Below are 15709 nucleotides of genomic sequence, written 5' to 3'. Positions count from 1 at the left end.
GTGACGGTTCAAGGGGCGGTTCGGGTGGGAGCTCGTCCGGGACCTCCAGGGCCCTGTCCGGGCAAGCGGGCGCTGCCGGAGCGCTGCTGACGGTCCGGGACCTCCGGGTGGTGATCGACGGTCTCCACATCCTGCATGGGGTGGACTTCGAGGTGGCGCCGACCGGCGTCACCGCGCTGCTCGGCCGCAACGGCGCGGGGAAGACGACCACCGTCAAGGCGGTCATGGGACTGGTGCCCCGGACCGGCAGCCTGCGGTTCGCCGGGACCGAACTTGCCGGACTGCCGACCCACCTGGTGGTCCGTCAGGGCATCGGGTACGCCCCCGAGGACCGGGGCGTGTTCGCGGGGCTCACCGTGGCCGAGAACCTCCGGCTGGCGGAGCGGGACGCCGCCCCCGCGTACGACCTGGTGTACGAGCTCTTCCCCGAACTGAAGAGGCGTGCAGGACAGTTGGCCGGAACGCTGTCCGGTGGCCAGCAGCAGATGGTGGCGATCGGGCGGACCCTGCTGAACGGCAACCGACTGATCATCGCCGACGAACCCACCAAGGGCCTGGCGCCGAAGATCGTGGCCGAGGTGGCGGAGGTGCTGGAGCGGGCCGCCGCGACCGTGCCCGTCCTGCTGGTCGAGCAGAACCTCGCGCTGGTCCGGCGCCTGGCCGGCACCTGCGCGGTGCTGGCCGACGGCCGGACCGCCCATCAGGGCGGCACCGCAGCGCTGTTGGCCGATGAGGAGGCCGCCCGCCGACTGCTCGGAGTCGGCCGCCCGACATCCGCCCAGCCCGCTCACTCCTCGCCGTCCTCCTCGCTCCCCTCCTCGTCGTCCTCCGCCCCGGCACGGTCCTCTCCGCTCCCCTCCCCTGTTCCTGTCACCACGGAGGTGGCTCCCTGATGGACACCGTCGTCCTCCTCACGTGCACCGGCCTCGGCCTCGGTGCGCTGTACTTCCTGGTGGCCTCCGGTCTCTCGCTGATCTTCGGGCTGATGGACGTGCTCAACTTCGCCCATGGTGCGCTGCTCTCGGTCGGTGCGTACGCCACCTGGTGGGCGGGCACCGAGGGCGGGATGAGCTTCTGGTTGGCGGTGGTCTTCGGTACGGGGGTCGGCACGGTCGCGGCCGTGCTGCTGGAACTGCTACTGATCCGTCCTCTCTACAGCCGGCCCCGGGACCAGATCCTGGCCACCGTCGGCGTCGGTCTCGCATTGCCGGCCCTGCTGATGGGCATCTGGGGAGCGGACTCCCGGCCGTTCCCCCAACCCGCCGCGCTCTCGGGCACGGTGGGCCTGTTCGGAGCGATCGTCCCGGTCAATCGCTTCGTCCTGCTGGCGGCGGCGGGCCTGGTCCTGGTGGCGCTGCGCCTCTTCCTCGACCGCACCAGGTACGGGCTGGTGGTCCGGGCCGGGGTGGAGGACCGTGCGATGGTCACGGCCCTCGGCATCGACGTCCGCAGGGCGTTCACGCTGGTCTTCGCGATCGGCGGAGCCGCTGCCGCCCTGGGCGGCGCGCTCAGCGGCCTCTACTTCGGCTCGATCCACCCCGGCCAGGGGACCAGCCTGCTCGTCTTCGCCTTCGTGGTGGTGGTGATGGGCGGTATGGGCTCCGTCACCGGAGCGGCAGTGGCCTCCGTCGCGGTCGGTCTGGTCCAGCAGTTCGCCAACTACGCCGCGTCCGCCGGGCTCGGCGCCGCCGGACTGGGCGACCTCTCGGTCGTCGTGCTCCTGGCCGTGCTGCTCCTCATCCGGCCGCGCGGACTCACCGGGAGGCTCGCGTGAGCACCAACACCTCAACCACGAGCACCAGTGGCACCGCTGACGAACAGTCTGCTCCGGCGACCTCGGTCCGCACCATCCCTCGAACAGGTGAATCAATCGGGAAGGTCTCGACAGCTCCCCGGCGGAACGTCCTACGCTGGTGGCCGATCGCTCTGCTGATCCTGTTCCTTGTCGCCCCGTATAGTGCGCTTCCCGTCCCGGGGCTGCTCGACGGCCCGCTCGGCAGCCCCGGGAGTCTTCAACTGCTCGCCCTGTGCCTGGTCTACGGGGCCCTGGCCACCGGGTACGACCTCCTGCTCGGCCGTACCGGTCTGCTCTCCTTCGGCCACGCGCTCTACTTCGCCGCCGGTCTGTACGGGACCGACCTCGGCATGCTGGAGTTCCAACTCCCCTTCGCCGCCGCCGCGCTGTTCGGCGTCGGGTGCAGCGTCAGCCTGGCGCTGCTGCTCGGCTCGGTCAGCCTCCGGGTGACCGGCATCGGCTTCTCGATGGTGACGCTCGCCTTCGCCCAGGCCGGCTCGATCCTGGTGCAGCGCAACCCCGGCGGGGTCACCGGCGGCGAGGAGGGCCGGGCCGCTCCCGCCGAGTTGCTGCCGGACGCCCTGGTCGGGATCGAGAACACCGCGAACCTCTACTGGATCGCCCTCGGGTACCTGGTGCTCACGCTCGCGGTGGTGCACTGGACCGTCAACTCCCCGACCGGCCGGGTCTGGGAGGGCATCAAGGAGAACGAGCGCCGGGTCGAGGTGCTGGGCCTGCGACCCTACGGCTTCAAGCTGGTCGCCTTCGTGATCGCCGGCGGCCTGGCCGGGCTCGGCGGAGTGGTCTACCTGCTGCTCACCGGCGGCGCGACCCCGCAGGCGGCCAGCTCGGACGCGACGCTGGCGCTCCTGGTCATGGTGGTGCTGGGCGGCTCCGGCAGCCGCTGGGGCCCGCTGCTCGGCGGGGTGCTCTACACCTGGGCCGGGCACCGGCTGGGGGACCTGGCCAACTCCTCCGCCATTGCCGATCTCCCGGCGGTGCTCCGGGTGCCGCTCTCGCAGCCGCTCTTCCTGCTCGGAGCGATGTTCGTCGCAGTGGTCTACCTGCTGCCCGGCGGCCTCGCCAGGCTGCCTGCCCGGATCCGCACAGGCCGGACCGGTGCGGCACCCGCCGTCCCCGTCGCCGGTGCCGTCCGCGCAGACGGCACCGCGGCCGAGGCCCCGACTCCGGCCCGCTCCCTGGAAGGTGATCCTGCGTGAACCCGACACCCGCCACGCCCGACCGGTCGGACCCCGTGTCCGCGTCCCCGGCTTCCGTGCCGACTGCCGCCCCGGTCCCGGTCCTGGCCCCAGGCCTGGCTTCTGCGCCGGCTCAGGCTCCGGCCGAGGCATCGATCTCCGCCGCTCCTGAGGAACTGAGCGTCGCCGTGCCGGGTGGCGAGTTGGCAGTGCTTCGTTGGCCGGCCGTCGCCCCGGCCGCTCCCACCATCCTGGCCGTGCACGGCATCACGGCCAACGCCCTGGCCTGGGGTGAGGTGGCCCGCCAACTGGCCGGCCGGGCCACCTTGGTCGCGCCCGACCTCCGTGGTCGGGCCGGGAGCCGGGAGGTCGCCGGACCGTACGGCCTGGCCCGGCACGCCGACGACCTGGCCGTCCTGATCGCCACTCTCGGCCTCGGCGGGGTGCGACTGGTGGGGCACTCGATGGGCGCCTGGATCAGTGCCCTGGCCGCCGTCCGTCATCCCGAACTGGTGGGCTCGCTGGTCCTGGTGGACGGTGCGGTCAGCTTCCCGCTGCCGGCGGGTGTCAGCGAGGACGACGCGCTCGCCGCCGTGCTCGGTCCGGCGCTGGCACGCCTGGACATGACCTTCGAGAGCCGGGACGCCTACCGGGCGTTCTGGCAGCGCCACCCCGCCTTCGCGGCCGGGTGGCGGGCGACGCTGGATGAGTACACCCAGCGCGACCTGGTGGGCAAGGAGCCGGAGTTGCGGTCGTCCTGCGTACCGGAGGCGATCCACCAGGACGGTCGACAGGTGCTGCTGGACCAGGATGCGGCCACCGCGATCCACCGACTGCCCTGCCGGGCCGAACTGCTCTGGGCCGAGCGCGGGTTGCTCGATCAGCAGCAGGGCCTCTACGACGCCGCGCGGATCGAGCAGGCGGGGCTGGATCCGGCCCGGGTCGGTGTGGCGGCGGTGCCGGACACCAACCACTACACGATCATCGCCGGCCCGGAGGGCGCAGCCCGGGTCGTCCGCAGCCTGCTCGCGACCCAAGGGCCCGAGGCTTGAGGATAGGAGGCCTCCGCCCTGCCAGTTGGCTGCGATCCACCGATCCACCGATCCACCGGGCTGCCGCTCCGCCGGGCCGCCGAGTTGACGATCCGGCAGCCCGGCAGCCCGGCAGCCCGGCAGCCCGCTGAGCCGCCTGCCCGCAGGATCGGGCTCGGGAGCCCTCAGGATGCGGGCGTCCCCAGGAAGGCGCCCCAGCCGCCCTCGGGGGCCTTCCCGACCCCGAGGGTGCGCAGCTTCCGCAGCGTGGACTGGTCCTGCACCTCCAGCCAGTCAACCAACTGACGGAACGACACCAACCGGACGTCCGGCTTCCCGGCGATGGTCTTCAGCGTCTCTTCCACGGCGTCCATGTAGATGCCGCCGTTCCACTGCTCGAAGTGGTTCCCGATGAAGAGCGGAGCCCGGTTGCTGTTGTAGGCCCGGTCGAACCCGGCCAGGTAGGCGCCCTTGGCCTGCTCCCGCCACTCGTCGTACTTCGACGGGTCGCCCTTGGTGCTGCCGCCGGACTGGTTGGCGAGGATGTTGTAGTCCATCGAGAGCACCTGGAAGCCGCGCCCGGGGAACGGGAGGGACTGCAGCGGGAAGTCCCAGATCTTCCCGTCCTGCACCTTCTGCGGCCAGATCTGCAGCCCGCCCGGCGAGCTGGCGTCGTACTTCCAGCCCAGCTTGACCGCTGTCGGCAGCAGCGCCTTCTGGCCTTCCAAGCAGGGGGTCCGGCCCCCGATCAGCTCCTTCCGGTAGTCGAAGGGGAGCGGATCGACGTCCGTGAAGCCGGTGTTGGTGCGCCACTGGGTCACGAAGGAGATCGCCTGGTCGATCTCGCTCTGCCAGTCCTCGGGGGTCCACTTGTTGACCCCGTTGCCGTCCGAACGGGTCGAGCAGAAGTGCCCGTTGAAGTGCGTGCCGATCTCGTGGCCGGCCGTCCACGCCTGGCTGATCAGCTTGAGGGTGCTCTTCACCGCGCCGTCGGAGAGGAAGGGGATGTCGGAGGCACCGACGGAGTGCTTCGGCGGGTGGTAGAGGTTGGACTTCTCCTTCGGCAGGGCGTAGATGCCGGACAGGAAGAAGGTCATGGTGGCCTTGTGCTGCTCGGCCAGCTTCAGGAAGCGGGGGAACTGCCCGTCCTCGGTGCCGCCGGCACCGTCCCAGGAGAAGACCACGAACTGCGGCGGCTGCTCGCCGGGCTTGAGCTTCTCGGGCTTCGGCTGGTTCGGCTGGGCACCCGTGTCCGCGTTGGAGCCGTCCCCGAGCGGGGTTCCCTTCACGGTGGGCTTCGCCGAAGTGGCGCTCGGGGAGCCACCGTTCGGGGTGGCACTGCCGGTGCTGCCGGTAGTGCCCGAGCCCGTACCGCCGCTGCTGCCGCAGGCCGCCACGGCACCGAGTGCGGCGGTGGCGGCGGTGGCACTGAGCACGGTCCTGCGCGAGATGCTGCCCATGGTCTCCCCAGCCGTAAGTGCATCCGACCGTCCGACAGGAAAAATCGGATATTGATGGATATATCTGCGCCAGCATGCCACGAGGTGGGGCGGGGACTCCAACGCCCCTCGACTGCTGAACAGCACGCAGTACAAGGGGCGTCCGGCTCCGGGGCAGGAGCTTTGTTGCAGTCTTGGGACAGAGCGTCAGGTCCGGCACGCCGAATGGTTCCGCCCGGACCGGCGGAGCGAGTTGACGGTGGGGCCGGGTCGGCCGCAGCGAGCGACGGCGCTCGCCGATCCAGGTGGGCTCGGGCGGGTTCGCCCGCGCCGGGGCCGCACCCGCCCGGTCGGGCTCGGGCAGGGGCAGGGGCAGGGGTAAGGGCAGAGGCGGTGTCGGCGCCGACGCGGGGTCGGGATGCCGGGCCCGGGACGGTCAGGTGAGCGCGAACTCGCGTCGGCGGCGTCGGACCATGCGGGCGACGGTGGTGCTGATCGCGGTGGCGGCTGCGCAGGAGACCACCAGGCTCAGCCAGTCGGTGTGGAACCAGTGGCTGTTCACCCAGCCCAGGCTGACGATGTAGCTGGCCCAGATCAGCGCGGCGAGCGCCGAGAGCCGGAGGAAGCGGCGGGTGGAGTCGGCGGAGTGACCGACCGCCAGGTCGAGGATGGTCCGGCCGGCCGGGACGAAGCGGGCGACGATCACCAGGAGGGCGGCCGTCCGGCTGGTCTGACTGGTCAGGTACTGCTGGAGCCGCGCGACATTGGCGGCGAGCTCCGGCCGGTGATCGAGGCGGCGCTGCACGGCGGGTGAGCCGCGCCGGGCCAGGTTGAGCAGTACCAGGTCCCCGAGGAAGGAAGCGACGGCCACGCCCGCGGCCAGCATCAGCGGGGCGCCGTCCGTCTCGGTGGTGTTGAGCACCGCCAGGATCACCAGCGTGCCGCTCGGGATGAAGGGGATGAAGGCGTCGCCGAGTACGGCGCACAGCGCGAGTGCGCAGATCCACGCCGGTCCTACTACCGCTGCGGCATCCAAGGCGAGCTCCCTGACTCCAGTCGCCTGGAGGCGTCCAGGTGGCTACGGGAACCAACGCTAGCGGGTAGACGTTTCATGTCCTTAAGCACCCCCTTGTGTCCCGCGTCACAGCATCGCGCCCGGCGGTCGCGGCGGGGGTCGGGAGGCAGGTCGCGGAGGTCGGGCGACCTGACGTTGTATCGGTGAAACGGGGTGCGGCCGAAATGGCGCAAGCCCCTGGGGCGGGGTGCCGCTCCAGGGGCTCGCGGGGGTCCAGCGGCACTGGTCCAGCCCGCCGACCTTGCAGGTGGGGTGCGGTGGGCGATTCCCCTCCGTCACTGATCTGTAGCCTGCCGCATTCGGCTGGTGCGGCGCGACCCCTGCGTCTGGCGGGTTCTGGCGGTGGCGGCAAACCGCCAAGCTGGAAGGATCCCTGGCGGATCATCAGCTCGCGGACGATCCCCCGGACGGGCCGCCGGGGCACCCGGCAGCCCGGCGGAGCCGGGCGACTCCGTCAGTTCGTTCTCCGCAGTTCGTACCCTTTCGGGCCCTTCCGTCCGGTGCGTCACACCATCCGGAACCGGGGAACAGACGGAGCACCGATCCGGTTGTGGGAGCCCGGACAGTGGCTGCGCCAAGAGCACCCGTACGTCAGCAGGAGGAGACCGGCATGACCTTCGAGGACGAGCAGCGGACCGAGCGGTCCGGCACCGAGCCCACCGGCATTGGTACCGGCGGCGGTACCGCCGGCAGCGATACCGGCCCCGACCCGGCCGCCGACCCGGTGCGAGGGACTCCCCGGGGCAGTGCACCGGCCCCGCTCTCCATCCTCGACCTGGCCACCGTCGGCATCGGCTACTCGCCCGGCGAGGCCCTCGCCACCACGACCGCGCTGGCCCAGCAGGCCGAGCAACTGGGCTACCACCGGTTCTGGGTCGCCGAGCACCACGGCATGCCCGGCGTCGCCAGCTCCACCCCGGCCGTCCTGCTCGCCCACCTCGGGGCCCGCACCTCCACGCTCCGGCTCGGCTCCGGGGGCGTGATGCTGCCCAACCACGCTCCGCTGGCGATCGCCGAGCAGTTCGGCATGTTGGAGGCCCTCCACCCGGGCCGGATCGACCTCGGCCTCGGTCGGGCCCCGGGCACCGACATGGCGACCGCCAGGGCGCTGCGACGCGGCACCGAGGAGGGCCCGGACGACTTCCCGTTCCAACTCTCCGAGCTCACCCACTTCCTGGACGGCGACTTTCCCGACGGCCACCCCTACGCCCGGCTCACCGCGGTCCCGCGCGACGCGTCCCGCCCGCCCGTCTGGCTGCTCGGGTCCTCCGGCTTCAGCGCCCAACTGGCAGGCCGGCTCGGCCTGCCGTTCGCCTTCGCCCACCACTTCAGCGCGGCCAACACGGTGCCCGCGCTCGACCTCTACCGCAGCTCGTTCCGCCCGTCGGCGGTGCTGGACGCGCCCTACGCCCTGATCGGCGTCAACGCGGTGGCCTCCGAGGAGCCCGGGCAGGCCCTCCGGCTGGCCCGCTCCTCCGGCCTGGCGATGCTCCGGCTGCGTAAGGGCACCCCGGACCTCATCCCGTCCCCCGAGGAGGCCGAGGCCTACCCCTACAGCGCAGCCGAGAGCGAGTTCATGAAGGGCTGGCTCGCCAACCTGGTGATCGGACTGCCGGGCGAGGTGGCCGACGGTCTGGAGGAACTGCGCAAGCGGACCGGAGCCGACGAGCTGATGGTCACCTCGCACATCCACGGCCACCAGAACCGCCTCCGCTCCTACCGCCTGATCGCCGAGGCATACGGGCTGACGGGCTGACCGACCCTCAGGCTGCCCGACTGCCCGACTGCCCGACTGCCCGACTGCCCGACTGCCTGACTGGTCGGTCGACCGAACGGCAGGCGGCGGGCCGCCCGCCCGGTCGCCCTGCGGTTTCTCGTGCCCACCGGGGTGCGGGAAACCGCAGGGCGGTTCGAAGGTGACCCTCATACCGGTGCTGACCTGCGATTCCTAGCGTGGAGGTGCTCGGGGCGACCGCCCCGGCGGAGGACTTCCGGCTTGGAGACCACCCGATGCGACAGCTCGTCCACCTGGCCACATCCGCCCAGCCCGCCGACGGCGTGGCCGGCTGGGCCGCAGGCCTGATCGACACCATGGGCGGCCCGGGGGCCGGCCTGGTGATCGCCCTGGAGAACCTCTTCCCGCCGCTGCCCAGCGAGGTGATCCTGCCGCTGACCGGCTTCGCCGCCGGGCAGGGCGTGCTCAGTCTCACCTCGGCACTGTTCTGGACCATGCTCGGGTCGGTGGTCGGCGCCCTGGTGCTCTACTGGTTCGGCGCGCTGTTCGGCCGGGAGCGGATGCACGCCGTCTGGGCCCGGCTGCCTCTGGTGAAGGTCTCGGACCTGGAGCGGACCGAGCAGTGGTTCGCCCGGCACGGCACACGCGCCGTGCTGCTCGGCCGGATGGTGCCGATCTTCCGCAGCCTGATCTCCGTCCCGGCCGGAGTCGAGCGGATGCCCCTGTCGGTCTTCCTCGCACTGACCACGGTCGGCAGCCTGGTCTGGAACGGAGTGTTGGTGCTGGCCGGCTACCAACTCGGTGATCGCTGGGACGTGGTGGAGACCTATGTGGGTGTGCTCTCCAAGCTGGTCGTGGTGCTGGTGGCCGCCGCCCTGATCGGCTACCTGACGGTCCGTCTGCGCGGCCGTTCCCGTGCCCGTGCCCGCGGCCGTGCCAGCGCACGGGCCAATGCCCAGCACCGCCGTGCCCGGTGAACGGGAGGAGGGCCGCGCGGTCGGCGGACCGCGCCCCCGGCACCCCGGCCCGAGCGACGTAAGCTCGGACCCCATGTGGGGGCACGGAGGACAGCGCCGGGTGGAGCGGGGCCGATCGGACCGTGTTCCTGACCCGGCGTCACGACCGTTGCGCGCGACGGGTGTCCTGCTCGGCTGCCTGACCGCCGTGCCCGCCGCGTTGTACCTGGTGCTCGCCGGGCTCCTGCTCGGCCCGTTCCTGCTCTGGCCCCGCACCAGGGGCTCCGCATCGACGAGGCTGTACGCCGGGGTCCGCCGCTTGGTGGCACTGGAGCGGGCCCGGCGCTCGGCCTTCTTCGGGGACGGCTTCCCGGACCACTACCGGGCTGCCGACCGACGGCAGTTGCACTACCTGGCGGTGCGCACCGGGGCCGGTCTGGTCTGTGGGGCTGTGGTGGCACTGCTGGGATTCGGGGCGGTGCTGGCCGGACTGCTGGTCAGCGGGGTGCTCCGGGGCTCGCTGGGCTGGGGCGAGCTGCTCACCCAGCTGGTGCTGGGCGGGGTGCTGCTCTTCCTGGGGGTCCAAGGGCTGTACTCCCTGGTCGAGTTGGACGCCCGGACGGCTCGCGACTGCTTCGGCCCCTCCGAGGCCGAGCTGCTCCGGCAGCGGATCACCGAGCTGGCCGACAGCCGGGCCGCTGTCCTCCAAGCCGTGGACGCCGAACGCCGCCGGATCGAACGCGATCTGCATGACGGCGTCCAACAGCGCCTGGTGGCGCTGGCCGTGCTGCTCGGCCGGGCCCGTCGCGGTCGTGATCCCGAGCGGGCCGACCAGCTGCTGCGACAGGCGCACCAGGAGGCCCGGGAGGTGCTCACCGATCTGCGCGAGGTGGCCTGGCGGGTGTACCCGTCGGCCCTGGACAGCCTCGGCCTGGCCGAAGCCCTGGGCGGGGTGGCCGAGCGGAGCACCGTCCCGCTGCGGCTCGGCTACGAGGTGGCGGCGCCGCTGCCGGATCCGGTGCGGACGGCGGCGTACTTCGTGGTCTCGGAGTGCGTCACCAACACCGCCAAGCACTCGGGGGCCTCGGCGGTATCGGTCCGGGTCGCCCTCCGGGACGGGCCGCCGGACCGGAGGGTGCTCACGGTGCGGATCGAGGACGACGGTGTGGGCGGCGCCGATCCCGGCGGCAGCGGGTTGACCGGCCTGCGCGGACGGGTGGCCGCCCTGGACGGCACCCTGCACATCGACAGCCCCTGCGGGGGACCGACCGTCATCACTGCGGAGCTGCCGTGCGCGTGATCATCGCCGAGGACTCGACCCTGCTGCGGGAGGGGCTGGTCCGCCTGCTCGCGGAGGAGGAGCACGAGGTGCAGGCAGCGGTCGGCGATGCCGCCGCCCTGCTCCGGGAAGTGGCCGAACGGCGGCCGGACGTCGTGGTGGTGGACATCCGGATGCCGCCGACCCACACCGACGAGGGCCTGCGGGCAGCGGTGGAGATCCGCGAACGCTGGCCGGAGGTCGGGGTGTTGGTCCTCTCCCAGTACATCGAGCGCAGCTACGCGGCCCGGCTCCTCGCCGCCGGGGCCGAGCGGGTCGGGTACCTGCTCAAGGACCGGGTGGCGCAGGTCGAGGAGTTCCTCGACGCGCTGGAGCGGGTCGAGGCCGGCGGGGCGGCGATCGACCCGGAGGTGGTCCGGCAACTGGTGGTCCGGACCACGCGCGCGGATCCGCTGGCCCGGCTGACCCCGCGGGAGCGCAGTGTCCTGGAGGCGCTGGCCCAGGGACACACCAACGCGGCCATCGCCGGGAAGCTCCACGTCTCGCTCAGTGCGGTGGAGAAGCACCTCAACGCGGTCTTCGACAAGCTGGAGCTCGGCCACGCCACCGGCTACAGCCGCCGCATCCTGGCCGTCCTGCGTTACCTGGAGGTCTGACCGGGCACGGGGTGACGGGCGCCGGGCGGCGGCGACCGGTGCCGCCCAGCCGACGGAAGGTCAGGACCCGCTCCATCAGGACCCGTTGCGCCGGGGTCCGTCGTCTCGGGGCCCGTTGCCTCAGGAGCCCGAGCGGGCGCGGTCCTCGCGCAGCATGGCGGACACCCGGTCGGCCTCGCCGGGGCGGGCGAAGTACCAGCCCTGGGCGGTGTCGCAGCCGGTGAGGCGGAGCCGTTCGGCCTGGGAGGCGTTCTCGATCCCCTCGGCGGTGACGGTGAGGCCGAGGGCGTGGGCGAGTTGGACCATCGCTCCGACGATCTGCTCGTCCGCGTCGGTGCGCCGGGAGCGCTTGTCCGGTCGGCCGCCGGGGCCCGGCTCGCGGAATCCGGCGATGAAGCTGCCGTCCAGCTTGAGGACGTGCACCGGCAGCCGGGAGAGGTAGGCGAGGTTGGAGTAGCCGGTGCCGAAGTCGTCGATGGCGATCCGCACGCCCATGTCGGCCAGCGCCTGGAGGGCCTGGACCGGTCGGCCGCCGGGGCCGAGCACGGCGCTCTCGGTGATCTCCAGTTGGAGCAGTCGGGCGGGCAGGCCAGTGGTCGCCAGCGCGTTGGCGACGTCGGCTACCACGTCCGAGTCCCAGATCTGACGGGCCGCCAGGTTGACGCTCACGAAGGTCTCGGCGTCGGGGAACTCGGTCAGCCAGCGCTTGGCCTGGCGGCAGGACTCCTCGAGCACCCACTTGCCGAGCGGAACGATCGCGCCGGACTCCTCGGCCAGCGGGATGAAGCGGTCGGGCGAGATCGTCCCGTACCGGGGGTGGCGCCAGCGGACCAGCGCCTCGGCGCCGTGCACCGTCCCGTCGGCCAGTCCGACCAGCGGCTGGTACTCGACCGCGAACTCCCCGCGCTCCAGCGCCGGGCGCAGCGCGGTGGCCAGCCGCTGCCGACTCAGTTGGTAGGCACCCCGGGCCGGGTCGTAGAGCGTCCAGCGGGCCCGGCCGTCCGACTTCGACCAGTACAGCGTCGCGTCGGCGTCCTTGAGCAGGTCGGTCGGCGTGGTCTCGCGGACCTGACGCTCCACCACACCCACACTGGCGGTCACCGCCAACTGCTGCCCGGCGACGTCGAAGGGCTCCTCCAGCGTCTTGATCAGATCGGCCGCGAGCCCGGTCAGCTGCTCGCTCCCGGCACTGTCGCAGACCAGGACGGCGAACTCGTCCCCGCCCAGCCGCGCCACCAGCCGGCCCTCGCCCCGGGCGAAGCCGCGCTCCAGACGGGCGGCCACCGCGACCAGGAGCTCGTCCCCGATGTGGTGGCCCAGCGTCTCGTTGATCGCGGCGAAGCCGTCGAGGTCGACGTAGCAGAGTCCGACCCGACCACCCCGGCCGTTGACGCCACCGTCAACTGCACCAGCACCAGCACCACTGTCGGCACCGGCAGTGCCGACGGCACTCGCAGTACCGGCACCGGCGGCACTGGAGTCGAAGGCCGCATTCAGCCGTTCGAAGAACAGGGCCCGGTTCGGCAGCCTGGTCAGCGGGTCGTGCAGGGACTGGTAGGCGAGCTGGTCGCCGAGGAGCCGCTGTTCGGTGACGTCCTCGACCATGGCCAGGGTGTACATCGGTTCGCCGGAGCCGTTGCGGATCAGCGAGATGGTGACGTTGCTCCACACCACCCGGCCGTCGCGGTGCTTGAGCTGCTTCTCCACCCGGAGCCGGTCGCGTTCGCCCCGGACCAGTTCCAGGTAGAGGCGGCGCGGGGTGTCCTCGGGGTCGATGATCTCGTGGATGTGGGTGCCCACCAGGTCGGGCGCCTCGTACCCGATCATGGCGGCGAACGCCGGGTTGGCCTCGATGATCAGGTCGTCGGGCCCGACCAGGGCCATCCCGATCCCGGCGTCGGCGAAGGCGGCCCGGAAGCGGGACTCGCTGGCCTGGAGGGCAGCGAGCAGTGCGCCGGGGTGCCGGTCCTCGTGGCCCAGGGGCGCGGAGCAGACCGGACAACGGCGGTCGGGCCCCTCGTTCCGACCCGGCACGGCACGCTCCCGTCCGCTGCTGATGCTGATCGCACGGCCGCTGCCTCGGTCGATGCCGGGTGGAGGGCATCGGGTCGGCTCGCGACACTGCGGTGATCATAGGACGCGCGAAGTTGCGGTGACGACCGCCGCGAGGGTGATTCGTCAGGGTTTCGGGACGAGAAGCCCTGCTCATGGCGGCGCCCCCGGTGTGCACCGGATGGTGCACACCGGGGGCGCATGCGCCCCTCTCGCACTACCGGTTGACGACCCGGCAGGTGATCGGCGGGCGAACCGATGGGCGGAGGAGCGGGGTGACCCGGTGGATCGGGTCGCTGCCTCAGGCGAGGCTGGCGCTCAGGGTGATGGTGGTGCCGGCCAGCGCCTGGCTCACCGGGCAGTTGGCCTTGGCGTCCTCGGCGGCCTTGACGAAGCCGGCCTCGTCGAGCCCGGCCACCTCGCCGACCACGGTCAGGTGGATGCCGGTGATGCCGGTGCCCGGCTGGAAGGTCACGTCCGCCTTGGTGTCCAGCTTGGTGGGCGGGGTGCCGGCGCCGGTCAGGCCGTGCGAGAGCGCCATCGAGAAGCAGGCGGAGTGCGCGGCCGCGATGAGCTCCTCCGGGCTGGTCTTGCCGTTGGCCTGCTCCGCACGGGAGGGCCAGGAGACCGGGAAGGTGCCGATGCCGGAGGAGTCCAAGGTGGTCTCGCCCTTGCCGTCGACCAGGTTGCCTTCCCAGGCGGTGTGCGCGGTGCGAGTGGTTGCCATGTCAGGTCCTCCATGTGCTGTGGGACTGGTGGTCCGTCAGTTCCGGTCCGTGCGCGCCCAGCCTACGGGGCGCCCGGGGGCCGGTCCGGCAAAGCGCCGGACCCGGGGCGGGTGTGTCCGGATGCCGGACGCAGGGTCGTCCGGCCGGGCCCCGGCGCCGCTCGCCCTGTTAGATTGCAGGGCCCAGCCAGCCGACCCCGGAGAGCCACCCCGATGACGGACCTGCCCCTGAACTCCGATGCCACTCCCGCTGGTTCCGCGGCCGCCACCGGCGATGCGGCGGACGGCAACGGGGGAGTCTCCGAGGCGGTCCGGGCCGAGCTGGTCGCCCTGCGGGAGAGCATCGACAACATCGATGCCGCCGTGGTCCACATGCTGGCCGAGCGCTTCAAGGCCACCCAGCGGGTCGGCAAGCTGAAGGCCGAGCACAAGCTGCCGCCGGCCGACCCCGCCCGGGAGCGGGCCCAGATCACCAGGCTCCGCGAGCTCGCGGTGAGCGCCCACCTCGACCCGGTCTTCGCCGAGAAGTTCCTGAACTTCATCATCGCCGAGGTGATCCGCCACCACGAGGCCATCGCGGGGGAGCCGCAGGCCCGCTGACCGGCTGCGATGCCACCGGCGCGGCCGGGGCCGGGTGTCCCCGGCCGCGCCGCTCCGGTCCGCCGGGGCGGGACCGGGCCGCTCCGCAGTCCGCCTTCCCGGGGGAGTCCTGGCAGGATTTGCCGTCAACAGCGGCTAAATGTCTGATTTCGCGACAGTTCAGGTGCGGCGTTAGCGTGCTGTTCTCCCCGGACCCTCCGGAAAGGCAGATCAGCGATGGCGAACCAGCACCACCCGGGCCGGACCAGGCCCCGTAGTGCCGCCCGCCCCGGCAGGTCTGCCCGCACCACTCCCGATCTCCCTCCGCAGGCGGCCTGATCCGTGACGATTCCTCAACCCGGCCCGGCAATGGCGCCCGGCTCGGCGGTCGAGACCCCGACCGACTCCACCGAAGCCCGGACGGGCGACCCCGGCACCTCGCCGAAGGGGTCGCCCGGGTGGATCCGGGGTCGGCGCAGGCTGCCCTGGTGGGCAGAGTTCCCGGCGATGATCGTGCTCGGGCTGGTCATCGCCCTGGGCATCAAGACCTGTCTGTTCCAGGTGTTCTCGATCCCGTCCGGTTCGATGGAGAACACCCTGCGGGTCGGTGACCGGGTCGCGGTCAACAAGCTGGCCCCGCTGCTCGGCTGGGAGCCGGGCGCGGGCGAGCCGGTGGTCTTCAAGGACCCGGGCGGCTGGCTGCCCAAGCCCGTACCGAGCGGCGGTTCGTTCTCCGACGCGGCCGGCGGTGTGCTGAGCTTCGTCGGGCTGCTGCCTCCGAAGGACGACAACTACCTGGTCAAACGGGTGATCGCGACCGGTGGCGAGACCGTCGCGTGCACCGGCACCACCCTCAGCGTGAACGGGAAGCCGGTCTCCGAGCCGTACCTCCACCCGGGGGACGACTCCTGCGCCGGCATGCCCTTCGGCCCGATCACCGTCCCGAAGGGCTACGTCTGGGTCGAGGGCGACCACCGCAGCGACTCGGCCGACTCCCGCTACCACCAGGGTGGCCCGGGCGGCGGCGCGGTCCCGGTGGAGAACGTGGTGGGGCCGGCCACCGCCGTGGTCTGGCCGCTCGGTCACCTGGACTGGTTCGGCTGGGCCGGGAAGTGAGCCGGTGGTCAGTGGTCAGCGGTCAGTGGTGAGCGGTAGGAGGCAAGCGGCCGGCGGGACGGCGCTCGAC

General features: G+C 72.2%; 14 protein-coding genes. 10 read left to right on the top strand and 4 right to left on the bottom strand.

From position 1 onward, the window contains the following. Window positions 1-53: 53 nt before the first annotated feature. From ACIRBX_RS30515 to ACIRBX_RS30500, 4 genes are all read left to right on the top strand, one after another. A complete protein-coding gene (locus tag ACIRBX_RS30515) occupies window positions 54-893 on the top strand; it encodes an ABC transporter ATP-binding protein (protein ID WP_402302087.1) in 840 nt (279 codons plus the stop codon). Continuing rightward, the gene (locus ACIRBX_RS30510) at window positions 893-1774 is read left to right on the top strand and encodes a branched-chain amino acid ABC transporter permease (RefSeq protein WP_402301843.1); all 882 of its coding nucleotides are present in this window, start codon (window positions 893-895) and stop codon (window positions 1772-1774) included. Before ACIRBX_RS30515 ends, ACIRBX_RS30510 begins: the two co-directional genes overlap by 1 nt. Before the next feature lie 74 nt (window positions 1775-1848). Then, window positions 1849-3015, top strand: a complete 1167-nt coding sequence (locus ACIRBX_RS30505; protein ID WP_402302085.1) for a branched-chain amino acid ABC transporter permease — start codon at window positions 1849-1851, stop codon at window positions 3013-3015. A 182-nt stretch (window positions 3016-3197) separates the two neighbouring features. Beyond that, the gene (locus tag ACIRBX_RS30500; RefSeq protein WP_402301841.1) at window positions 3198-4046 is read left to right on the top strand and encodes an alpha/beta fold hydrolase; all 849 of its coding nucleotides are present in this window, start codon (window positions 3198-3200) and stop codon (window positions 4044-4046) included. Window positions 4047-4210: 164 nt separating this feature from the next. Here ACIRBX_RS30500 and ACIRBX_RS30495 read toward each other — a convergent pair whose 3' ends face one another. Further along, the gene (locus tag ACIRBX_RS30495; protein WP_402301838.1) at window positions 4211-5485 is read right to left on the bottom strand and encodes a hypothetical protein; all 1275 of its coding nucleotides are present in this window, start codon (window positions 5483-5485) and stop codon (window positions 4211-4213) included. 415 nt (window positions 5486-5900) lie between these two features. Further along, window positions 5901-6500, bottom strand: a complete 600-nt coding sequence (locus tag ACIRBX_RS30490; RefSeq protein WP_402301835.1) for a DedA family protein — start codon at window positions 6498-6500, stop codon at window positions 5901-5903. Between the two features lie 649 nt (window positions 6501-7149). Between ACIRBX_RS30490 and ACIRBX_RS30485 the strand changes: the two genes are divergently transcribed. The 4 genes from ACIRBX_RS30485 (at window position 7150) to ACIRBX_RS30470 (ending at window position 11165) form a co-directional block, all read left to right on the top strand. Continuing rightward, window positions 7150-8295 (top strand): LLM class flavin-dependent oxidoreductase, encoded by a 1146-nt coding sequence (locus ACIRBX_RS30485; RefSeq protein WP_402301833.1) that lies wholly within the window; start codon window positions 7150-7152, stop codon window positions 8293-8295. A 254-nt stretch (window positions 8296-8549) separates the two neighbouring features. Then, the gene (locus ACIRBX_RS30480; protein WP_402301831.1) at window positions 8550-9251 is read left to right on the top strand and encodes a DedA family protein; all 702 of its coding nucleotides are present in this window, start codon (window positions 8550-8552) and stop codon (window positions 9249-9251) included. Window positions 9252-9438: 187 nt separating this feature from the next. Then, on the top strand, window positions 9439-10530 hold the full coding sequence (locus ACIRBX_RS30475; protein ID WP_402301828.1) for a sensor histidine kinase: 1092 nt from the start codon (window positions 9439-9441) through the stop codon (window positions 10528-10530). Continuing rightward, entirely contained in the window at window positions 10521-11165 is a 645-nt protein-coding gene (locus ACIRBX_RS30470; protein WP_402301827.1) for a response regulator, read from the top strand. Before ACIRBX_RS30475 ends, ACIRBX_RS30470 begins: the two co-directional genes overlap by 10 nt. 120 nt (window positions 11166-11285) lie before the next feature. Here the strand turns inward: ACIRBX_RS30470 and ACIRBX_RS30465 are convergent, their stop codons facing one another. Beyond that, window positions 11286-13199 carry a putative bifunctional diguanylate cyclase/phosphodiesterase gene (locus ACIRBX_RS30465; RefSeq protein ID WP_402301825.1) on the bottom strand — a complete coding sequence of 638 codons (1914 nt, stop codon included), beginning with the start codon at window positions 13197-13199 and terminating at the stop codon, window positions 11286-11288. A 319-nt stretch (window positions 13200-13518) separates the two neighbouring features. Then, window positions 13519-13944: an OsmC family protein gene (locus ACIRBX_RS30460; protein ID WP_402301822.1), complete on the bottom strand. Its 426-nt coding sequence runs from the start codon at window positions 13942-13944 to the stop codon at window positions 13519-13521. Window positions 13945-14157: 213 nt separating this feature from the next. Between ACIRBX_RS30460 and ACIRBX_RS30455 the strand changes: the two genes are divergently transcribed. Continuing rightward, window positions 14158-14544, top strand: coding sequence for a chorismate mutase (locus ACIRBX_RS30455; protein ID WP_402301820.1), 387 nt, complete (start codon window positions 14158-14160; stop codon window positions 14542-14544). A 321-nt stretch (window positions 14545-14865) separates the two neighbouring features. Next, entirely contained in the window at window positions 14866-15639 is a 774-nt protein-coding gene (gene lepB / locus ACIRBX_RS30450; RefSeq protein ID WP_402301818.1) for a signal peptidase I, read from the top strand. Window positions 15640-15709: the final 70 nt, after the last annotated feature.

It is taken from the genome of Kitasatospora sp. NPDC096147, from assembly GCF_044763225.1.
Lineage (GTDB): Bacteria > Actinomycetota > Actinomycetes > Streptomycetales > Streptomycetaceae > Kitasatospora.
Note: the sequence above shows the minus strand (reverse complement) of the source record. Positions and strands in the feature narration are given on the sequence as shown.